General features: G+C 66.2%; 20 protein-coding genes. 11 read left to right on the top strand and 9 right to left on the bottom strand.

The window, feature by feature from the left end; genetic code table 11:
- Positions 1-291: hypothetical protein (locus KBY71_RS11375; protein ID WP_254929019.1), on the bottom strand; the 291-nt coding region annotated here is incomplete at its 3' end.
- A gap of 118 nt (positions 292-409) precedes the next feature.
- Here KBY71_RS11375 and KBY71_RS11370 point away from each other — a divergent pair.
- From KBY71_RS11370 to KBY71_RS11360, 3 genes are all read left to right on the top strand, one after another.
- Positions 410-1,408, top strand: a complete 999-nt coding sequence (locus tag KBY71_RS11370) for an ABC transporter substrate-binding protein (RefSeq protein WP_254929018.1) — start codon at positions 410-412, stop codon at positions 1,406-1,408.
- A gap of 41 nt (positions 1,409-1,449) precedes the next feature.
- Positions 1,450-2,400, top strand: coding sequence for an ABC transporter substrate-binding protein (locus tag KBY71_RS11365; RefSeq protein WP_254929017.1), 951 nt, complete (start codon positions 1,450-1,452; stop codon positions 2,398-2,400).
- 215 nt (positions 2,401-2,615) lie between these two features.
- A complete protein-coding gene (locus KBY71_RS11360) occupies positions 2,616-3,848 on the top strand; it encodes a diguanylate cyclase (protein ID WP_254929016.1) in 1,233 nt (410 codons plus the stop codon).
- 9 nt (positions 3,849-3,857) lie between these two features.
- Here KBY71_RS11360 and KBY71_RS11355 read toward each other — a convergent pair whose 3' ends face one another.
- From KBY71_RS11355 to KBY71_RS11345, 3 genes are read right to left on the bottom strand one after another with little or no spacing between them, the layout of a single operon-like run.
- Complete coding sequence (locus tag KBY71_RS11355) at positions 3,858-4,739, bottom strand: transglutaminase family protein (RefSeq protein ID WP_254929015.1); 882 nt, start codon at positions 4,737-4,739, stop codon at positions 3,858-3,860.
- The gene (locus KBY71_RS11350; RefSeq protein WP_254929014.1) at positions 4,724-5,683 is read right to left on the bottom strand and encodes an alpha-E domain-containing protein; all 960 of its coding nucleotides are present in this window, start codon (positions 5,681-5,683) and stop codon (positions 4,724-4,726) included. The genes KBY71_RS11355 and KBY71_RS11350 overlap by 16 nt, the downstream gene beginning before the upstream one ends.
- Complete coding sequence (locus KBY71_RS11345) at positions 5,677-7,146, bottom strand: circularly permuted type 2 ATP-grasp protein (RefSeq protein WP_254929013.1); 1,470 nt, start codon at positions 7,144-7,146, stop codon at positions 5,677-5,679. Before KBY71_RS11345 ends, KBY71_RS11350 begins: the two co-directional genes overlap by 7 nt.
- 143 nt (positions 7,147-7,289) lie before the next feature.
- On the opposite strand from KBY71_RS11345, the gene KBY71_RS11340 reads away from it, so the two are divergent.
- Positions 7,290-7,808, top strand: a complete 519-nt coding sequence (locus KBY71_RS11340) for a PilZ domain-containing protein (RefSeq protein WP_254929012.1) — start codon at positions 7,290-7,292, stop codon at positions 7,806-7,808.
- A gap of 8 nt (positions 7,809-7,816) precedes the next feature.
- On the opposite strand, the gene ureC is transcribed toward KBY71_RS11340, so the two are convergent.
- Genes ureC through KBY71_RS11320 form a run of 4 tightly spaced genes read right to left on the bottom strand, consistent with a single transcriptional unit; the run spans position 7,817 to position 11,141 of the window.
- Positions 7,817-9,526 carry an urease subunit alpha gene (ureC, locus tag KBY71_RS11335; protein ID WP_254929011.1) on the bottom strand — a complete coding sequence of 570 codons (1,710 nt, stop codon included), beginning with the start codon at positions 9,524-9,526 and terminating at the stop codon, positions 7,817-7,819.
- 24 nt (positions 9,527-9,550) lie between these two features.
- A complete protein-coding gene (locus KBY71_RS11330) occupies positions 9,551-9,868 on the bottom strand; it encodes an urease subunit beta (protein WP_254929010.1) in 318 nt (105 codons plus the stop codon).
- Positions 9,869-9,878: 10 nt separating this feature from the next.
- Positions 9,879-10,181, bottom strand: coding sequence for an urease subunit gamma (locus KBY71_RS11325; RefSeq protein ID WP_254929009.1), 303 nt, complete (start codon positions 10,179-10,181; stop codon positions 9,879-9,881).
- 30 nt (positions 10,182-10,211) lie between these two features.
- Entirely contained in the window at positions 10,212-11,141 is a 930-nt protein-coding gene (locus KBY71_RS11320; RefSeq protein ID WP_396095354.1) for an urease accessory protein UreD, read from the bottom strand.
- 45 nt (positions 11,142-11,186) lie between these two features.
- Between KBY71_RS11320 and ureE the strand changes: the two genes are divergently transcribed.
- From ureE to KBY71_RS11300, 4 genes are all read left to right on the top strand, one after another.
- Positions 11,187-11,696, top strand: coding sequence for an urease accessory protein UreE (gene ureE, locus KBY71_RS11315; protein ID WP_254929008.1), 510 nt, complete (start codon positions 11,187-11,189; stop codon positions 11,694-11,696).
- Positions 11,686-12,327 carry an urease accessory protein UreF gene (locus KBY71_RS11310; RefSeq protein ID WP_254929021.1) on the top strand — a complete coding sequence of 214 codons (642 nt, stop codon included), beginning with the start codon at positions 11,686-11,688 and terminating at the stop codon, positions 12,325-12,327. Before ureE ends, KBY71_RS11310 begins: the two co-directional genes overlap by 11 nt.
- 9 nt (positions 12,328-12,336) lie before the next feature.
- On the top strand, positions 12,337-12,948 hold the full coding sequence (gene ureG, locus KBY71_RS11305) for an urease accessory protein UreG (protein ID WP_254929007.1): 612 nt from the start codon (positions 12,337-12,339) through the stop codon (positions 12,946-12,948).
- A 74-nt stretch (positions 12,949-13,022) separates the two neighbouring features.
- Entirely contained in the window at positions 13,023-14,024 is a 1,002-nt protein-coding gene (locus KBY71_RS11300) for an ABC transporter substrate-binding protein (protein ID WP_254929006.1), read from the top strand.
- Here the strand turns inward: KBY71_RS11300 and KBY71_RS11295 are convergent.
- Positions 13,993-15,360, bottom strand: coding sequence for a sensor domain-containing diguanylate cyclase (locus KBY71_RS11295; protein WP_254929005.1), 1,368 nt, complete (start codon positions 15,358-15,360; stop codon positions 13,993-13,995). The two genes, KBY71_RS11300 and KBY71_RS11295, sit on opposite strands and share 32 nt — an antisense overlap.
- 254 nt (positions 15,361-15,614) lie before the next feature.
- Between KBY71_RS11295 and urtA the strand changes: the two genes are divergently transcribed.
- The 3 genes from urtA to urtC all read left to right on the top strand — a co-directional run.
- Positions 15,615-16,910, top strand: a complete 1,296-nt coding sequence (urtA, locus tag KBY71_RS11290; RefSeq protein WP_396095351.1) for an urea ABC transporter substrate-binding protein — start codon at positions 15,615-15,617, stop codon at positions 16,908-16,910.
- Positions 16,911-17,013: 103 nt separating this feature from the next.
- Positions 17,014-18,171: an urea ABC transporter permease subunit UrtB gene (locus tag KBY71_RS11285; protein WP_254929004.1), complete on the top strand. Its 1,158-nt coding sequence runs from the start codon at positions 17,014-17,016 to the stop codon at positions 18,169-18,171.
- A gap of 3 nt (positions 18,172-18,174) precedes the next feature.
- Positions 18,175-19,361 (top strand): urea ABC transporter permease subunit UrtC (urtC, locus tag KBY71_RS11280; protein ID WP_254929003.1); only part of this gene is annotated, 1,187 nt, incomplete at its 3' end.

Below are 19,361 nucleotides of genomic sequence, written 5' to 3'. Positions count from 1 at the left end.
CAATCCCAGGGTGAGCCAGGCCAGTTCGGCGGTGAAGATCACCACCGCCCAGGGATGGCCCCAGAGCTTCCAGGTCACCAGGCTGGCGATGCACCCCATTGGGATGCACCAACCCGTTCGCCAGAGCAGCAGCGCCAGGATTGGCAAGGTGGAGCCCAGCAGCACCTGAATGCCGTAGAAGAGCGGCAGGGGCTGGAAGTTGAGCAGCACCGCCACTCCCGTGAACAGGGCCAGTACAAGGGCCTGCTGGCGGGAGGGTGGGGCCGCGGAGGGCGATGGGATCGGGACCATGGCCGCAAGGTAGGGGTAGGGCGCTGGCGTTGACCCAACTATGAAGTTTTCGGGACCATGCTTGGTTGGCTGGCTGCCGCTGTGTGCAGTGCAACTACCCTGACGACTCGCAATCTTGATGACCCTGATCTCGCTTCATTGGCGATTCCTGCGCCATCGCCAGGTTGGGGCCTGGCTGGCCATGGGACTGCTGAGCCTGTCGGGCTGCATGCCGAGGCCCCTTGAGGTGAGCGTGCCCGTCTCGAGTTGGCCGGGCTATGAGTATTTTTTTCTAGCCCAGCAGAAGGGACTGGCGGCGCGCCACAACCTGAAGCTCACCACAGCCCAGTTTTCCGATCCCCAGGAGATCGTGCACGCCTATCTGCGTGGTGAGATCCCGATCGCCCAGCTCACCACCGTCGAACTGGTGGACATCTGTGGACGGGCTCCCGAGCGGTGTCCGGAGGTGGTGCTGATTCTGGATGAGTCCCGGGGGGCCGATCTCCTCGCGGCCCGTCGAGACGTGGGGTCTGTCAAAGCCTTGGCGGGTAAGACCATCGGCATGACCTTCTCCACGCTTGGTCCTTATTTTGTGAGCCGGGCGTTGCAGCGCTCCGGGCTGACGTTGGATCAGGTGGTGATTCGGAATATGCGTCTGGCGGAGATGCCCGAGGCCCTCGCCAAGGGCCATGTGGACGCGGTGGCATTTTTCCCGCCTTTCAGCGACGCTGCGCTCCGGGCTGGACACTCCAGAGTGCTCTTTGACAGCCGTCAGACTCCAGGTGAAATTTTTGACGTGCTTGTGGTCGATCCTGCCTATCTCAAGCAGCACTTTGCTGAGATGACAAAGTTGCTCAAAACCTGGCAGGATGCCCATCGTTACGCCCAACTTCATTCCCGTGAGGCCGCGGCACTGATGGCGCGGCGCCAGAATGTGAGCGTGGAAGAATTTCAAGCGGCTGAACGGGGATTGGTTTACTTTTCCCTGGTAGAGCAAAGGGCCTTGTTGGCTCCTGGTGGGCTGATGGAACGCAACCTCAAGGCCGTCCAGCAGGTTCAGCAACAGCTGAAGCTGGTGCGCCCCGATGCCCCCCTGCCGCAGGTGAACGCCCGAGTGGTGCAGGAGGCAGGGCGGTGACTCGCTGGCGCTGGCCCCCTCGAAAGCAAGGTCTGGCCTGGTTGGCGGGTTTGGTCCTCGTGGCGGCAGGGGTGGGGGCTTGGCGTTTGCTGCGGCAGGCCCCCCGCGTATCGGTCGCCATCACCAGCTGGCCGGGTTATGAGTCGTTTTACCTGGCGGAGCAGCGGCGTCTGGGCCCGCGCTTCGGCCTGGATCTGCGGGTGCAGCAGTACAGCTCCCTGGATGATCAGCGTGCTGCCTACGGACGTGGTGATGTGGAGGTCATTGCCACCACGATTCCCGATGCGATCGCTATCTGCCAGGAGACCCCCAGTCGTTGCCCCCAGTTGATCCTGGTGCTGGATCAATCAGCTGGAGCTGATGTGCTGGTGAGTCGGCAGGAGATCACCAACGTGCGCGAGTTGGTGGGTCAACGGGTGGGTCTGGAGCGTGCTGTTTTGAGTGAATACCTCCTGCTTCGGGCGCTGGAAACCGAGCGGCTTGGCCTGGATCAGGTGCGCCTCGTTCATGAAGGCCCCCAGGGCCTGGTGGCGGCCTTCAAGCGGGGGGATCTGGCCGCGGTGGTGACCTATCCCCCCCATGCCAACCCGTTGCGGGCCGATCCGCGCTATCGGGTGCTGTTCAGTTCCCTCCAAATTCCCGGGGAGGTGCTCGATGTGTTGGCGGTGAATCCTGCCTTTGCCCAGCGCCATCCCGACCAGCTGCGGAATTTGGTGCGCACCTGGTGGGCGTCCCGTGCCTTGGTTCAGGCCGAGCCGGTGGCGTCCCAGACGCTGATGGCCCAACGAGAGCAGGTGAGCCTGGCCGCCTTTCTGGAGTCGGAGCGCCGGATTCAGTATCCGGGCCCTGACGACCAGCAGCGCCTGCTGGGCCCGAACGGAGCGGTGTCCCAGGTGGTGTCTCGCATGGCTGCGCACATGGTTGCCGCCCGCCGGATTCAGCCTGAGGAGCCCCTCCCCAAGCCCAGTCCTGCCTTTCTGGTTCAGCCCTGAGGGGCTGTGATGGCGATTTCCTAAGAGTTGACGCATCGGCCGAACTGGCTTTTGTGGACCCTCTAGATTTCCTTCATCTTTTTCGAGTGCACTAGCCAATATCACCCTTCTTTTGGCCATTGCGCTGGTCCCACGCCGATTGCTTTTCATCCCTGAGCTGATGATCCTCTTGTCTCAACCTTTGTTGCTGGAATCCAGCCTGTGCCTGGGGCCCGTTGGCTGAAGAGTCCCTGCTGAAGGGCCGGGTCAACAAGCAACTCTGGTTGCTGGTGGCCTTCACAGGTGCCACGGGCTCAGCCCTGATGGCGCTCCTGGCCGGGGCCCTGGTGCTCTCCACCAACGCCAACGAACAGCTACGCAATGCGACCAACCTGGAACGGTCCCTGAGTGAGGGGATGACCAGTTATCGGCCGCTGCATGATTTGCATCGTCAGCTGCAGCGGGCGGCGTCGAACCAGGCTCTTGAGAGTGCGCTGGTGGTGGATCGACGGGGGGTGGTGCTGGCGGCCTCCGATAGTGCCTTGGTGAGCATGCCCCTGCAGCACGTGCTGCAGTTGCCGGCTGAGCAGCCCCTCAAGGCGATCTTTGCGGATTGCCCCGCTCAAGCCGGGGTGGTGGCCTGCCTCAACCAAGACAGGCGTGTCTTTCTGGGCCCCTTGCCCTGGCTAGGGGGGGATGCCCTGGTCACGATGCGTCAGTTTCCATTGGCTTTGGAGGGGTTGGGCCGTTTTGGGGACCGCGCCACCCTGATCACCGTCATCGATCTGCGGCCCCAGCGCGACCAGGCCCTCAACTTCGTGTTGCTGGTGTTCGCGGCCGGCACCTTGCCCCTGATTTTTGGGTGTCTGGGCCTGCTGCTGCTGGTGCGGCGCAAGCTCTTGCCGGAGCTGCTCAACCTGGCCCAGATTGATGCGCTCTCGGGCATCTTCAACCGCCGCACCTTTCTGGAAACGGCCCGGGAAGTGTTGGCGAAGGCCGAGCGGGTTGGGGTGCCTTGCTCGCTGGCGGTGGTGGATGTGGACCACTTCAAGACCATCAACGACCAGAACGGCCATGAGGTGGGCGATCAGGTGATCCGCCACGTGTCCCAGTTTCTCGCTGGGGTGGGCCGCAGCAACGACCTGGTGGGCCGCCTGGGGGGCGATGAGTTCATCATTCTTCTCCAGAACCCCAGCGCTAAGGCCGTTCAGATGCTGGAGCGCACCCGCCAGCAGCTGCAGGTGACCCCCCTGCGCAAGGTGGAGGGAGGGGTAGTGGAGATCGAGTTGTCGGTGGGTGTGGCCTCCACGGCTGGGGCCAGCGGCTACAACCTGGAGGCCCTGATGGGGGCCGCCGATGCTGCCCTCTATGTGGCCAAGGACCGGGGCCGCCACCAGGTGGTGTGCCTGGAGCTGGAGTCCCCAGGAAAGGGTCCAGCTGAAGACGGCTGGACCGTGCGGATGGGCTGAGCCTCCGGTTCAGACGGGATCAAGCACCACGGCCGGCTCCTGGATGTCGGCCTCAATGCTCCAGTCCAAGGCGCTCTCCACACCGCTGGGCCCTGAGAAGCTGCCCGTGATCGCGGCGGTGAGTTCCGGCTTCGAGGAGGTGGCCAGGGTGATGTAGCGATCGTCCACCACCCCCATGCCGCTGGGGTCGAAGCCCCGCCAGCCCGCCCCGGGCAGATACACCTCCGCCCAGGCGTGCAGGTCGTAGCGCTCGGGCTTGGGTTCCACCAGGTGGTAGCCGCTCACGAAGCGGGCCGGTAGCCCCACGCAGCGGCAGGCCTCCACCATCAGCATGGCCAGGTCGCGGCAGGAGCCCACCCGCTCCTTGAGGGTGCGGCCGGCGGGCCAGGCGGGGCCCACGTGGCGCTGGGTGTACTTCACCCGGTCCTGGATCATTTCCACCAGCTGCTGCAGGAACATCAGGGCCCGTTGGTCGCTGCCCATCAGCGCTTCCTGGGCCATGTCCACGGCGGCGGGGTCGTGTTGGCCATTGGGCAGCCAGCCCTCCAGGCTGCCGGCCAGGTCGCCGTTGAGGTGACCCACCGGATAGGGGAGCAGGGGTTCGTTGTCCTCCAGGCAGGCCCGCAGCAGGGGGGCGGTCTCCGTTTCCACCAGGCTGCTGGCCCGCACCAGAAAGGCATCCGTGGCACCACTGAAGCGGGCGCGGAGGATCTCATCGCCACTGGCGGCTACCAGGGGGTACAGCCGGCCCGGTTCCGGCGTGATCGCCAGCTGGAAGTCCAGCAGGCGCTGGAATCCGTGGCCCCGGGGCTTCAGGCAGAAGCGGTGGGGCCCCAGCAACACGGGGGCGCTGTACCGGTAGGTGAAGGTGTGGATTACGCGGGCACGCATGCGGGCTCGGCGATGAAGTAGCGCTGCTCGATCAGATCATGGAGCCGGTTGAGGTCGCTTTGCAGGTCGTCAATCGATTCGTGTAATCCTCCGGCGATCAGCTCGTCGATGCGGGTGTAGCTCCAGCGGGCCAGGGTGAGCCCACTGAGGCATTCGAGATCATCGGGAGCTCCCGGCACCGCCTGGCCCCGCACGATGCGCAGGGTTTCGTGGATGCGCTCCAGGCAGTAGCGCACCGACCGCGGAAAGATCGGGTCGAGTAGCAGGAAGGAGGCCACGGCTTTGGGTTCGATCGCCTGCTGGCGTGACTGACGGAACATCTGGTAGGCCCCGGCGCTGCGCAGCAGGGAAATCCACTGCAGTTCATCCAGCACGCCGCCCACCTCGTCCGGGGAGGGCAGCAGCAGGAAGTACTTCACATCCAGGATGCGGGTGGTTTTTTCCGCCCGTTCCAGCACCCGGCCCAGGCGGCTGAACTGCCAGGAGAGGTCGCGGCTGAGGGTGGCATCGGTGATGCCATAGAACAGCTGGCAGGCCCGGCGGATGTCCCGAAGCTGCTCCTGGGGTGGCTGCCGCCAAAAGCCCTCGTTGTCGAGCAGGGTCCAATAGATGTCGTTGAGCTGCTCCCACATCTCTGTGGTGATCACCTCGCGGATCTGGCGGGCGTTTTCCCGGGCGATGGCGATGCAGTTCACCACGCTGTTGGGATTGGCTTCGGCCCGCACCAGAAACTCCACCACTTGTTCGGGGCCACCGTCTGGATAGAGGCGATCGAACAGTTCCCGATCGCCGCTGGCGTCGATCAGGGGCAGCCAGGGCTCGGCGCTGCCCGGGGGGCAGTCGAGGGCCATGGCCTCGCTCACCTCCACGAAGCGCGAGATGTTCTCGGCCCGCTCCACGTAGCGGTTGATCCAGTAGAGCGAATCGGCAACACGGCTCAGCATGGAACCTCCTGCCGTGCGGCGCCGGTCTCCTCGGTTTCACTCACGATCCAGGTGTCCTTGCAGCCGCCGCCCTGGGAGGAGTTCACCACCAGGGAGCCGCGGCGCAGGGCCACCCGGGTGAGGCCGCCCGGGCTCACCCAGGCCCCCTTGCCGCGCAGCACGTAGGGGCGCAGGTCCACGTGGCAGGGGAACAGCTCGCCCTCGCTCAGGGAGGGCACGGTGGAGAGTTCCAGGGTGGGCTGGGCGATGTAGTTGCGCGGATCGGCCTGGATCTTGGCGGCAAACTCGGCGATCTCCTCACGGCTGGCGTGGGGGCCGATCAACATCCCGTAGCCGCCGGCTTCCGCCACCGCCTTCACCACCAGCTCACCCAGGTGGGCCAGCACGTAGGCCTGGTCATCGGGCCGAGCGCACAGGTAGGTGGGCACGTTTTCGATGATCGGCTCTTCGCCCAGGTAGTAGCGGATCATGTCCGGCACATAGGCGTAGATCAACTTGTCGTCGGCCACACCGGTGCCGGGGGCGTTGGCGATCGCCACCCGGCCGGCCCGGTAGGCCGCCATCAGGCCCCGCACCCCCAGCATGGAATCGCTGCGGAACACGGCTGGATCGAGGAAGTCGTCGTCGATGCGCCGATAGATCACATCCACGGGCTCCAGGCCGGCGGTGCTGCGCATCCACACCCGGTCGTCCTGGCACACCAGATCGCGGCCCTCCACCAGCTGGATGCCCATCTGCTGGGCCAGGTAGCTGTGCTCGAAATAGGCGCTGTTGAACACCCCGGGGGTGAGCAGCACCACCTTCGGGGTGTCGGTCCAGGGGGCCAGCTCCCGCAGGGTCTGCAGCAGGTGGGAGGGGTAGTCGTCGATCGGCTGCACCGTGCGCCCCGAGAACAGGCTCGGGAACATGCGCTTCATCACCCGGCGGTTTTCGAGGAAGTAGGCCACCCCTGAGGGGCAGCGCAGGTTGTCCTCCAGCACCCGCCAGGTGCCCTGGCCGTCGCGCACCAGGTCGAGGCCGGAGATGTGGCACCAGCGACCCAGCGGCGGTTCGAAGCCCTGTAGCTGGGGGCGCCAGCCCTGGGAGCTTTCCACGTCTTCGCGGGGGATCACCCCGTCGTTCAGGATCCGCTGGGGGCCGTAGACGTCGGCGAGGAAGAGATCAATCGCTTCCAGCCGCTGAAACAGACCGTCCTCCAGCCGTTGCCAGTCCCCGCTGCTGATCAGCCGGGGCAGGGGATCGAAGGGCAGGATCCGTTCGCCTCCCTGGCTGCCGGAGCCGTTGAGGCGGAAGGTGGCCCCCAGTCGCCGGAGTAACACGCCGGCAGCCGCGTGGTTGCGGTTGAGTTCATCGAGGCCCAGGTGGCCCAGGGACGAGAGCAGGGGGCGCAGGGCTGTGCGGGGCACATCCACCGCGCTGAAGTACTCGTCGTAGCCCCGATTGGGGCGGTACTCGGTAAACATGTTCCACCGCTGCGCTGGCTGGATCATGTCCACCAGGGGTGCCCCTCGCCGGTGTGGGTTGATACGGAAGAGCAGCTCGAAGTCTTGGCAGGCCCTGGTTTTCGCGCTTAAGTTTGGATTGCGGCAATCTGCGGCGCTCCTGGATGCCCAGCCATCTCCCTAATCTTTCGGGTGATGTGCCCAGGCAACAGGGGAGCACCTGGGTCGATCCCTATGGGGCCGAGCTCGGGCTGTTTGAGGCGGAAACGATCCTCACCTCGGCCCAAGACCTGGAGACCCTTGGCCCTCCGGAGGGCCAACGGCGCCACGAACGGCTGGTGGCCCCGCCCTGCAGGCCGGTGCCGATCCAGCTGTTGCAGCCGGACGGCGCTCCTCGCACCGAATGGTTCTATGCCGACATCCTCGACATCAGCCTGGGGGGCCTCTGCTTGTTGATCACCGAGAGCCACACCATTGAGGTGGGCCAGAGCGTGCTGGTGGACTTCAAGGCCCATCGCACCAGCGATCTGCACCGGGTGCCTGGGCTGGTGCGCTGGTTTGTGCGCTCCGGCACTGTCACCACGATGGGCCTCGGGTTTGCCGATCCGCTCCGTGATCTCCCCGAGCTCCTGCCGGAGCGCCGTACCCGGCTGCGCAATCCCAACGAAGAGCCCAAGACCTAGAGCAGGCTTTACAGCAGGAAGTAGCGCTGGGCCATGGGCAGCACCTCGGCCGGTTCGCACGTAAGCAGTTCGCCGTCGGCAAACACCTCGTAGGTCTGGGGGTCTACCTCCACCTTGGGGAGGGCCGCGTTGTTGCGCATCTGGGCCTTGCCGATGCTGCGGGTGTTCACCACGGGCACGCAGGCTCGCCTCAGCCCCAGCTGGCGGGGCAGGTCGGCATCGAGGGCCGCCTGGCTGATGAAGGTGAGGCAGCTGGGGGCCAGGGCCGCTCCGTAGGCCGCAAACATCGGCCGGCCGTGCACCGGCCCGGGGGTGGGGATCGAGGCGTTGGCATCGCCCATCTGGGCCCACACGATCGAGCCGCCCTTGATCACCAGCTCCGGCTTGACGCCGAAGAAGCCCGGCTTCCACACCACCAGATCGGCCAGCTTGCCCACCTCCACCGAGCCCACCTGGCTGTCCAGGCCATGGGCGATGGCGGGATTGATGGTCACCTTGGCGATGTAGCGCTTCAGGCGGGTGTTGTCGTTGCGGCTGCTGTCTTCTGGCAGGGCACCGCGCTGCACCTTCATCTTGTGGGCGGTCTGGAAGGTGCGGATGATCACCTCGCCCACCCGGCCCATGGCCTGGGAATCGCTGGCGATGATGGAGAAGGCGCCGATGTCGTGGAGGATGTCCTCGGCGGCGATGGTTTCGCGGCGGATGCGCGATTCGGCAAAGGCCACGTCTTCCGGGATGCGCGGATCCAGGTGGTGGCACACCATCAGCATGTCGAGGTGTTCCTCGAGCGTGTTGCGGGTGTAGGGGCGGGTGGGGTTGGTGCTGCTGGGCAGCACGTTGGTCTCGCCGCAGATCTTGATGATGTCGGGGGCGTGGCCGCCGCCTGCCCCCTCGGTGTGGAAGGTGTGGATGGTGCGGCCGCCGATGGCGCGGATCGTGTCCTCCACGAAGCCCGCCTCGTTGAGGGTGTCGGAGTGGATGCACACCTGCACGTCGAAGCGATCCGCCACCGTGAGGCAGCAGTCGATGGCGGCGGGGGTGGTGCCCCAGTCTTCGTGGAGCTTGAGGCCGCAGGCGCCGGCACGGATCTGCTCCTCGATCGCCTCAGGGGTGCTGGCGTTGCCCTTGGCGTAGAAACCCAGATTCACCGGCAGGCCTTCGGCGGCCTGGAGCATGCGGGCCAGGTGGAAGGCGCCGGGGGTGCAGGTGGTGGCATTGGTGCCGGTGGCCGGGCCAGTGCCGCCCCCCAGCAGGGTGGTGACGCCACTGGCCAGGGCCGTTTCGATCTGCTGGGGGCAGATGAAGTGGATGTGGGTGTCGATGGCACCGGCGGTCACGATGTGGCCCTCCCCGGCGATGGCCTCGGTGCCCGGGCCCACCACGATGTCGACGCCGGCCTGGGTGTCGGGGTTGCCCGCCTTGCCGATGGCACAGATGCGGCCATCGCGGAGGCCGATATCCGCCTTCACGATCCCCCACCAATCCAGGATCAGGGCATTGGTGATCACCGTGTCCACGGCGCCCTCGGCGCGGGGGGTCTGGGCCTGGCCCATGCCATCGCGGATCACCTTGCCGCCGCCGAACTTCACCTCATCGCCGTAGCTGGTGAAGTCGCGCTCCACCTCCAGGATCAAGTCCGTGTCGGCCAGTCGCAGCCGGTCGCCGGTGGTGGGGCCGTAGGTCTCGGCGTAGGCGCGGCGGGAGATGCGGTAGGGCATGGGGCTGGGGGTGCGGGGGTCGCGTCAATCCAGGGGGCCGTTGACCAGGCCGTTGAAACCGAACACCCGCCGGGCTCCGGCGAAGGGCACCAGGTTCACGCTGCGGCTGTCGCCGGGCTCGAAGCGGATCGCCGTGCCGGCGGGGATGTCGAGCCGCAGGCCCCGGGCCGCCTCCCGCTCGAACTGGAGGGCGCCGTTGGCCTCGAAGAAGTGGAAGTGGGAGCCCACCTGCACGGGCCGATCGCCCGTGTTGGCCACCAGCAGGGTGGTGACGGGCCGGCCCGCATTGAGCTCCAGCTCGCCGGGTTCGGGGATCAGTTCGCCGGGGATCAGGGGGGCCATGGCAGGGCGTTCAGCGGATCGGGTCGTGGAGGGTGACGAGCTTGGTGCCATCGGGGAACACCGCCTCGATCTGCACCTCCTGCACCAGTTCCGGCACCCCCTCCATCACTTGGTCGCGGCTGAGCCAGGTGCTGCCTTCGCCCATCAGCTCGGCCACGGTTTTGCCATCGCGGGCGCCTTCGATCACCAGAAAGCTCAGCCAGGCCACGGCCTCGGGGTGATTGAGCTTGACGCCCCGGTTGAGGCGCCGCTCCGCCAGCAGGGCGGCGGTGACGATCAGCAGCTTGTCCTTTTCCTGGGGGGTGAGATGCATGGCCCAACTCTGGCAGTGGCCCCGCTCGATTCAGGGTTCAGCCTGAACCACCCCGTCCAGGGGCTGTTCCTGAAAGGGCCACACCCGGGGCAGGGCCGGCGGCGGCAGCCCCTGGACGGCCCGGATCCGGGCCCACAGCCGGGTGAACCAGAAGCGTGCCGCCTGGCTGGAAGGCCCCCGGTAGCGGGCGATCAGACCCTGCTCCAGGGCGCCGCACCCCATCGTGCCCTCCAGGCCCTGGCGATCACGGCGGCCATCGGCCAGCAGCTCCGCCAGGGCCTCCCCCGCCAGGGGGGCCGGCGCGGCCCACACCAGGGTGCCCAGCACCGCTTCGCCGGCCATGCCGTGTTCGGTTGCCAGGTTGGCGGCGCTGATTTCCAGGGGGTCCACCAACTCCCAGCGGGGGATTCCCGGGCCCAGTCGACGGATGCGCAGCCGGGAGCGCCAGCAGCCCCGCCCCAGGGTTTCGCCCGCAGCACTGCGGCCCAGCCGCACCACGTCCATGCCCAGCCAGCTGGCCCCGGCCGCGAGCTCCACCTCCACGCTCTGCTCCAGCAGGCCATCGGCAAACAGCACCACCTCCTGGGGCAGCCATTCCAGGTTGCTCTGGGACGCCAGGCTGAAGTGCAGGCTCTGGCGAGCCCACTGCCCCTCCGGTGCCAGTCGGGAGCGCCCCACCGTGCCGTACACCTTCTGGGCCGCGACGCTGGTGAGCAGGGCCCGGCTGCCGGCCTCCAGGCTGGCGCGCACCGTGAGCTGGTCGCCCCCCACGAGCCCGCCGGCGGTGTGGAGCAGGGGCAGTTCGCAGCGGCCATCGGAGTGCTGGCTGGCCCGTTGCAGCTTCAGCGGTGCCGTGGCGCTGCCCTGGTAAACCGTGCCCGCCGGCGTCCCAGGGCCCCGGTCAGGGATGTGGAAACGCAGCGAGGCCTGGGCGTGCCAGCGGCCGGGGATGTCGTTCAACGGGATGACTGCGGAACCCTGCACCGGCCATGCTGAGCAATCCCCATGGTGCCTCCAGCGATGGCCAGCTCCGAGCCTGCTGCCCAGCCTTTGGTGCTGTGTTGCCGTGGCTTGGCGGCCCCTGTCGCCGGCGGGCCGGCCTGGGTGTTGTCGCTGACGGCTGAGGAGCGCACCCGGCTGCGGGGGCGCTGCCGCACGCGCTGTGGTCGGGAGCTGGTGCTGCAGCTGCCCCGGGGCCGGGCCCTGGAGCCCGGGGAATGGTTGGCGGAGCAGCCCGGGGAGGCGGCCGTGGTGCAGGTGCAGGCGGCGCCGGAGGCCCTGCTTCAGGTGCGCAGTGGCGACTCCCTGGCCCTGCTGGAGGCCGCTTACCACCTCGGCAACCGCCACGTCGCCCTGGAAATCCACTCCGGTGAGCTGCGCTTGCTCCAGGATCCGGTGCTGGCCCATCTGCTGGAGCATCGGGGTTTGCAGGTGGTGCCACTCCAGGCCCCCTTCCAGCCCGAATCCGGTGCCTATGGCTCTGCCCACAGCCATCACCATCACCATGACCACTAGCCGGCTGCGGCTGTTTCAGCTGGTGAGCCCGGCCCTGCCGGTGGGGGCTTTCAGCTATTCGGAGGGGTTGGAGGTGCTGGTGCAGCAGGGCCTGCTGGCCGATGGCCCCGCCGTGGCGGCCTGGCTCGAGGCCGAGCTGCGCCGCGGCGCCCTGGCCGTGGAGGCGGCCAGCCTGCCCCGGTTGCTGGTGGCCCAGGAGGCCGAACTGCGCGAGCGCGATGGCTGGCTGTTGGCCCTGCGGGAGGCGCCGGAGGTGCGCGCCCAGCAACGCCAGATGGGGGGATCGCTGCTGCGGCTGCTGCTGGATCTGGGCTTTGCCCCACCCGCCCTGGATCTGGCCTGGCCGGCGGCCTTTGCCCTGGCGGGCCGTGCCCTGGAGATCCCGGCGCCAGAGCTGGTGGAGGCTTACCTCTACGGCTGGGTGGCCAACCAGCTCAGTGCGGCGGTGCGGCTGGTGCCCCTGGGGTCAACGGAGGCCCAGCGGCTGCAACTCACCCTGGCGCCGTTGATCGCCGAGCGGGCTAACGCGCTGGTGGGTGCCGATCCGGATCAGCTCTGGAGCGGGGGGGTGGGGTCGGGCCTGGCCCAGTTGCGCCACGCCGAGCTCTACTCCAGGCTGTTTCGCAGTTGAGCGCCGGGGATGAGCAAGCTGCGGGTGGGCGTGGCCGGGCCGGTGGGCTCGGGCAAGACGGCCCTGGTGGAGGCCCTCTGCCGCAGCCTGCGTGAGCGGCTCCAGCTGGCCGTGGTGACCAACGACATCTACACCCAGGAGGACGCCCAGTTCCTCACCCGCGCCGGCGCCCTGGCGCCCGAGCGGATCCGCGGCGTGGAAACCGGGGGCTGCCCCCATACGGCCATCCGCGAAGACTGCTCGATCAACCGGGCCGCGGTGGCGGAGCTGGAGGCCGCCTTCCCGGACCTGGATCTGGTGCTGGTGGAGAGCGGCGGCGACAACCTGGCCGCCAGTTTCAGCCCGGAGTTGGTGGACCTCTGCATCTATGTGATCGATGTGGCCGCCGGCGACAAAATCCCGCGCAAGGGCGGGCCTGGCATCACCCGCTCCGACCTGCTGGTGATCAACAAGATCGACCTGGCTCCGATGGTGGGAGCCAGCCTGGAGGTGATGCAGCGGGACACCGAGCGGATGCGTCCGGGGCGCCCCTGGTGTTTCACCAACATCCGCACCGGTGAGGGGCTCGAGGCGGTGGAGGCGTTTCTGCTGGCCCAGTTGCCCGCCATTGGTAGCTCTTGAACAGGCGTGACTGGTTCTGCTGTGGTATCAGTGCTTGGAAGCCTTCTTCCCCTGTAGCGCCGGTTGCTGGTGTGATGTCTTCCCCCGTTCTGACTGCCTCCAGACGTCTGCTGGGCTCGTTGGGTTCGGCAGGGTTGTTGCTGGGAGCCCTGGGTTGCGGCACAGGCCCATCCACGCTCACCGTGCCGGTGAGCAGTTGGCCGGGGTATGAATACTTTCCTCTGGCGAAGGAACGGGGGCTCGATCAACGTCATGGGTTGACGCTCAACCTCAAGACCTACACGAATCCCCAAGACATCGTTCACGCCTATCTGCGCGGTGAACTGAAGGTGGCCCAGCTCACCACCGTGGAGGCGGTGGATCTCTGTTACCGGGTGCCGAAGCGCTGCCCGGTTGTGGTGCTGGTGCTCGATGAGTCCCGCGGCGCTGATCAGGTGGTGGTCAACCGGTCTCTGGGTTCGATTGCCCAGCTCCGGGCCAGGCCGGTGGCCATCACCCCCTCCACCCTGGGGCCGTTTGTGCTGAGCCAGGCCCTGGCCCGCCACGGGCTCAGTCTTGCCGATGTGGAGTTGCGACCCATGCCCCTGGAAGCCATGCCCCAGGCACTCGCCCAGGGGGAGGTGGCCGCGGCGGCCCTGTTCCCCCCGTTCTCCGATCAGGCGGTGGCCACGGGCAAGGTGCACCCCCTGTTCACCAGCCGCGAAATCCCAGGCCAGATCTTCGACATCCTGGTGGTGGATCCGGAATTCCTGGCCGCCCAGCGACCGGCGGTCACGCGCCTGTTGCAGGTTTGGCAGGCGGCCCATCAGGACGCGGATGCCAACCCCGACTCCGCCATTGCCGTGATGTCCCGTAGGGAGGGTGTCACCGAACAGGCTTTTCGGGAGTCGCTCAAGGGTTTGGTGTTCCTGCCGTTGGGAGGTCAGGAGCCCCTGTTGGCCCCCGGGGGGACCCTGCCCCGCAACATCCGCACCGTTCGAGATGTGCAGGCCCAGTTGGGACTGGTGCCGGATACGGCGCCTCTCCCTCCCGTCGATGGCACGGTCATTCGCCAGGCGCTGGATCGGCGGCCGTGACGCCGTGGCGTCCGTGGTCGCGCTTGCGGCTGTAGAGCGCCCGGTCGGCCCGTTCAACGAGCTGCCGTTCGCTGTGCTCGGGTTGCGGAATTGCACTGGCCACGCCGATGCTGGCGGTGACCCAGTCGGCCACTGGGCTGGAGCCATGCTCAAGGCTTGCGGCATCGAGGGCCGCCACGATCTCCTGCGCCAGGCGTTGGGCTTCGCCCAGCCCGGTTTCGGGCAGGAGCACCGCAAATTCCTCGCCGCCGATCCGGCACACCAGATCGGAGCTGCGGCGTACCTGGCTGCTGATCACCTCGGCAATGCGCTTGAGACAGCTGTCTCCCTGCACATGACCCCAGCGATCGTTGTAGGCCTTGAAGTGGTCCACGTCCAACAGCAGCAGGCTCAAGGGATGCCCGCTGCGCAGCCCGCGCCTCCACTCCTGGTCCAACACCTCGTCAAAGCGGCGGCGGTTGCCCACCGCCGTGAGTCCATCGGTGCTGGCCAGGGCCTTCAGTTGGGTGGTGAGGGCCTTGGCTTCAGTCACCAGCCGGTGGAAGCTCCGGCTGAGGCTGACGATTTCCTGCGGAGCTTTGCTGAACGTGAGGCTTTGCAGGGCTGCTTCCACGTCTCCATCAGGGTTCAGCATCAAGTGCTCCAGCTCTACCAATGGCTGGAGAATTCGGTTGCCTGTTCGCCAGGCGAACCCCAGACCCACCGCCCAGCCCACCAGCAGACCAGCGATCCACACGCCCAACCCCAGCAAGAAGGCGGAACGCTCATTGGTGTTCAGCTGTGAGAGCTCCTTCTCGGCGTCCTGGTGAAGGGTGTTGAGCTCATCGCCGTGGTCTCGGATCGCTTCGATGGCCGGATCCTGGATGGCCTGTTCCAGCGTTGCCAGAGGCAAGGGCTGGCCCTGGCTCTGAGCCGTGAGTACGGCGGATACCGTGGTTTCCAGGTTGCGTTGCACCTGGATCGTCAGCAGCCGGATCGCTTCGAGTTCGCGGTGGAGTGCACCGCTTTGGGCAACCTGGCTCAAGGTTGTCAGCTTCCTGTCGAGGGTGAAGCGAAAGCGCCGGAGCTGCTCAATGTCACTCACCAACGCACCCACCAGCTTCTGGCGCCGCGCGTCGACCAGGTAGTGACCCGTGTGCGGTACGGCCTGGAGCAGTTCAAAGCTGAGCTGGCTGACGGTTGCCGACTCCAGCTGCACACGACGCCTTTCAGCCGCGGCGTTTGTGCTGACCCAGTCGCTTAAAGCCCAACCCCCGAACGCTGCCACCGACACGATGGCGAGGGTCGCAGCCTGAGAGGCAAATAGGCGTCGGCGCAGCCCCACACGCGGACGCATCTTCCAACAGGCTAGGCCGGCGAGGCTGTTCAGCCTGGCTTGGCGACATGTAGGGGTTGTTTTGTAGCGGTGGCTACAGACCCTTGGCTGGTGGTGGTTGCACCGATGCCCAGTTGTTGGGATGCGTTGGTGCACAGGATCGGCGACTTCGCGAATGGTTGTAACGGCTACACGGCGGGCACGTTCATCTCGATACCTTCCCAATCACCGCTAATTAGCAGCGGCACATTCAGCGGTTTCCCGTAGGAGTTTTTATGGATCCTTCCCTCATGCGCAAAGCGGCCTTCCGTTATGTCGCCGGTGCCACGGCGGTGGCGGCGAGCCTGTCGCTGGTGGCCTGTGGTGGCGGTGAGCAGGCCTCCGGCGATTTCGACGGCGAAGTGAAGGTGGGGATCCTTCACTCCCGCTCCGGCACCATGGCCATCTCCGAGAACACGGTGGCCGAAGCCGAGTTGATGGCCATCGATGAGATCAACGCCAAAGGTGGCGTCACGATCGATGGCAAGAAGCTGAAGATCGTTCCCGTTGAGGAAGACGGCGCTTCCGATTGGCCCACCTTCGCGGAAAAGGCCAAGAAGCTGATCGATCAGGATCAGGTTTCCGTGGTGTTTGGTGGCTGGACCTCGGCCAGCCGCAAGGCCATGCTGCCAGTGTTTGAGGCCAAGGACCACTTCCTCTTCTACCCGATTCAGTACGAGGGTCAGGAGTGCTCCAAGAACATCTTCTACAGCGGTGCATCTCCCAACCAGCAGGCTGAGCCTGCCGTGGACTGGCTGCTGAAGAACAAGGGCAAGGACTTCTTCCTGGTGGGTTCGGATTACGTGTATCCGCGTACCGCCAACACCATCATGAAGGAGCAGCTCAAGGCCAACGGTGGCAAGGTGGTGGGCGAGGACTACCTGCCCCTGGGCAACACCGAGGTGGCTCCGATCATCGCCAAGATCAAGCAGGCCCTGCCCAAGGGCGGTGTGATCGTCAACACCCTCAACGGCGACAGCAATGTGGCCTTCTTCAAGCAGATGAAGGCCGCTGGCATCACGCCGGCGAATGGCTACTCGATCATGAGCTTCTCGATCGCCGAAGAGGAGATCGCCGCCATTGGTCCTGAGTATCTCGAAGGCACCTATGCCGCCTGGAACTACTTCCAGAGCCTGGACACCCCGGCCTCCAAGGAGTTCACCAAGAACTTCAAGGCCAAGTACGGCGACAACCGGGTCACCAATGACCCTGCGGAAGCCGCCTACATGATGGTGTACCTGTGGGCTGCTGCTGCCGAGAAGGCCAACAGCGTCGACGACAACAAGGTGCGCGAGGCCCTGATTGGGGTGAGCTTCGATGCTCCCGAAGGCAAGGTGACCGTGCAGCCCAACCACCACGTGGAGAAGCTGGTGCTGATCGGCGAGGTGCAGAAGGACGGCATGTTCAAGATCCTCGAGAACAAGGGCTTCGTGAAGCCCGTGGCCTGGAACCAGTACGTGCCCGAAACCAAGGGATACACCTGTGACTGGACCCGTAAGGACGTGCCTGACCCCGGCAAGTTCAAGATGTGAGCCCCGGGCTTGCGGATTGAAGCTTGATCTGTGGGGGAGTTTCGGCTCCCCCTTTTCTCTTCCTTTGTGCCCACCTTTCCCTTGCTGAGCCCTTCTGGGCGCCATGGATCTTCTCTACGACACACTCTTCAATGGCCTTGCCATCGGCTCGGTGCTGGTGCTTGCCGCCCTTGGCCTGGCCGTGGTTTTTGGTTTGATGGGGGTCATCAACATGGCCCATGGCGAGTTGATGATGCTCGGGGCCTACACCACCTTTGTGGTGCAGAACCTGTTCAAAAATGGCCCGCTGGAAGGGCTGTTCCCGCTCTACATCCTGGTGGCGATTCCCCTGGCCTTTCTGGTGAGTGGCCTGGCCGGATTGCTGCTTGAGAAAACCGTGATTCGCCGTCTCTACGGGCGGCCCCTGGAAACCCTGCTGGCCACCTGGGGGGTGAGCCTGATCCTGCAGCAGTTCGTGCGCTCGGTGAGCAGTGCGTTTGTGGTTGGTCTGGTGGTGGCGGTGGCCCTGGGCCTGGTGGCGCCGCGGCTGTTGCCCCAGGCCTGGGGGCAGAAGCGCTGGACTCCCCTGGTGGGGGTGGGCTGTTGGGTGGTGTCCGCCCTGGTGGGGATTGCCCTGGCCTCTGGTTTGGGTGGGGTGCGGGTGCTCGACCAGCCCTGGTTCAGCGCCCGCAACATCGATGTCACGGCGCCCCTCTGGTTGCGCGGCTCGGTCGATCTCGGGGCCGTCAACATGCCCACCGCCCGACTGTTCATCATCGCCCTCACCGCCGTGGCGCTGGTGGCGGTGCATTGGTTCCTGCAGAAGAGCGTCTGGGGCATCCGCATCCGCGCCGTCACCCAGAACCGCTCGATGAGTGATTGCCTCGGTATCCCGACCGAAACCGTCGATGCCCTCACCTTTCTGGTGGGTTCTGGCCTGGCCGGAGTGGCTGGGGTGGCGGTGACCCTGCTGGGCTCAGTGGGCCCCAACCTCGGCGGCAATTACATCGTGGACTGTTTCATGGTGGTGGTGCTCGGCGGAGTCGGCAAACTGCTCGGCACGGTGGTGGCCGCCCTGGGCATTGGCGTGCTCAGCTACGTGATCGGCTCGGGCTCGCTGTTGTTGGTGTGGCCCGCCATGCCTGCCGGGCTCCATGAGCTGATCACCTTCTTTGCCACCACGTCGATGGCCAAGGTGCTCGTGTTCGCCTTGATCGTGGTGTTCCTGCAGTTCAGACCGGCGGGTCTGTTTCCGCAGAAGGGCCGCCTGGTGGAGGCCTGAGTGATGGCGAAACTGCGCACCTGGCTGCCCTGGCTACTGCTGGTGGCGGCTGGCCTGATCCTTCCAGTGATCCTGCCGCCCTTCCGGCTGAATCTGCTGGGCCGCTTCCTCTCCCTGGGGATCGTGGCCCTGGGGATCGACCTGATCTGGGGGTTCACCGGCATGCTGAGCCTGGGGCAGGGAATTTTCTTCGCCTTGGGCGGCTATGCGGTTGGCATGCATCTGCAGCTCAGCGCCCTGGCCCCGGGTGAGCTGCCTGAATTTTTCGGGCTCTATGGGGTGAAGGCGCTGCCGGCGTTCTGGCAGCCGTTCAGTTCGCCCCTGTTCACGGGCCTCTGCATCTGGGTGTTGCCGGCGCTGGTTGCTGGCGTTCTGGGCTATCTCGTCTTCCGCAACCGCATCAAGGGGGTCTACTTCTCGATCCTCACCCAGGCGGCCCTGCTGGTGTTTTTCAACTTCTTCAACGGCCAGCAGAAACTGATCAACGGCACCAACGGCCTTAAAACCGATACGGCCCGCATTTTTGGCGAGTTGGTGGGCAGCGATGGCATGCAGCGGAGCCTGTTCTGGCTCACCCTGCTGCTCGTGGTGGCGGCCTGGGCGCTGTGCCGCTGGCTCACCCGGGGGCGGTTTGGCGATGCCCTGATCGCCATCCGTGACGACGAGCCGCGGCTGCGGTTCACCGGCTACAACCCCACCGCCTACAAGACCCTGGTGTTCGCCATCGCCGGCGCCATGGCTGGCGTGAGCGGAGCCCTGTACACCGTGCAATCGGGCATCGTGTCGCCCCAGTACATGGCGGTGCCCTTCTCGATCGAGATGGTGATTTGGGTGGCGGTGGGTGGCCGCGGCACCCTGATCGGGGCGGTGCTCGGGGCCGTGCTGATCAACTACGCCAAATCCCTGGTGAGCGAGCAGCTGCCGGAAACCTGGCTGTTCATCCAGGGGGGGCTGTTCCTGCTGGTGGTCACGGCCCTGCCCGATGGCCTGGTGGGCTGGTGGCGCCAGGGTGGTCCCCGTCAGATTCAGGCCATGGTGGGCTGGCCGCCCCTGGCCCCCACCTATCCCGGCCTGGATCTGGATCCCGCCGTGCAGGCGGAGCGGGAAGCCCTCGGTTCCGGTGCCCGCCCTGCCGATGCCCCCCCGGCGCCCCCCCCCCGGGGGGCCCCCAGACCCCGGGCCCCTACGCC

This window comes from Cyanobium sp. T1B-Tous, assembly GCF_024345475.1.
Taxonomy (GTDB): Bacteria; Cyanobacteriota; Cyanobacteriia; order PCC-6307; family Cyanobiaceae; genus Cyanobium_A.
The sequence above is the reverse complement of the archived record's forward strand: the minus strand, read 5'-3'. Positions and strand labels throughout refer to the sequence as shown.

What these genes read in the sequence shown, in the direction of transcription:
- KBY71_RS11285 (WP_254929004.1), top strand. Translation starts at nt 17,014, where the DNA reads ATGGATCTTCTCTACGACACACTCTTCAATGGCCTTGCCATCGGCTCG.
- KBY71_RS11355 (WP_254929015.1), bottom strand. Translation starts at nt 4,739, where the DNA reads ATGCGTGCCCGCGTAATCCACACCTTCACCTACCGGTACAGCGCCCCC.
- KBY71_RS11325 (WP_254929009.1), bottom strand. Translation starts at nt 10,181, where the DNA reads ATGCATCTCACCCCCCAGGAAAAGGACAAGCTGCTGATCGTCACCGCC.
- KBY71_RS11295 (WP_254929005.1), bottom strand. Translation starts at nt 15,360, where the DNA reads ATGCGTCCGCGTGTGGGGCTGCGCCGACGCCTATTTGCCTCTCAGGCT.
- KBY71_RS11345 (WP_254929013.1), bottom strand. Translation starts at nt 7,146, where the DNA reads ATGTTTACCGAGTACCGCCCCAATCGGGGCTACGACGAGTACTTCAGC.
- KBY71_RS11330 (WP_254929010.1), bottom strand. Translation starts at nt 9,868, where the DNA reads ATGGCCCCCCTGATCCCCGGCGAACTGATCCCCGAACCCGGCGAGCTG.
- KBY71_RS11350 (WP_254929014.1), bottom strand. Translation starts at nt 5,683, where the DNA reads ATGCTGAGCCGTGTTGCCGATTCGCTCTACTGGATCAACCGCTACGTG.
- ureE (WP_254929008.1), top strand. Translation starts at nt 11,187, where the DNA reads ATGGTGCCTCCAGCGATGGCCAGCTCCGAGCCTGCTGCCCAGCCTTTG.
- ureG (WP_254929007.1), top strand. Translation starts at nt 12,337, where the DNA reads ATGAGCAAGCTGCGGGTGGGCGTGGCCGGGCCGGTGGGCTCGGGCAAG.
- ureC (WP_254929011.1), bottom strand. Translation starts at nt 9,526, where the DNA reads ATGCCCTACCGCATCTCCCGCCGCGCCTACGCCGAGACCTACGGCCCC.
- KBY71_RS11300 (WP_254929006.1), top strand. Translation starts at nt 13,023, where the DNA reads ATGTCTTCCCCCGTTCTGACTGCCTCCAGACGTCTGCTGGGCTCGTTG.
- KBY71_RS11340 (WP_254929012.1), top strand. Translation starts at nt 7,290, where the DNA reads ATGCCCAGCCATCTCCCTAATCTTTCGGGTGATGTGCCCAGGCAACAG.
- urtA (WP_396095351.1), top strand. Translation starts at nt 15,615, where the DNA reads ATGGATCCTTCCCTCATGCGCAAAGCGGCCTTCCGTTATGTCGCCGGT.
- KBY71_RS11370 (WP_254929018.1), top strand. Translation starts at nt 410, where the DNA reads ATGACCCTGATCTCGCTTCATTGGCGATTCCTGCGCCATCGCCAGGTT.
- KBY71_RS11310 (WP_254929021.1), top strand. Translation starts at nt 11,686, where the DNA reads ATGACCACTAGCCGGCTGCGGCTGTTTCAGCTGGTGAGCCCGGCCCTG.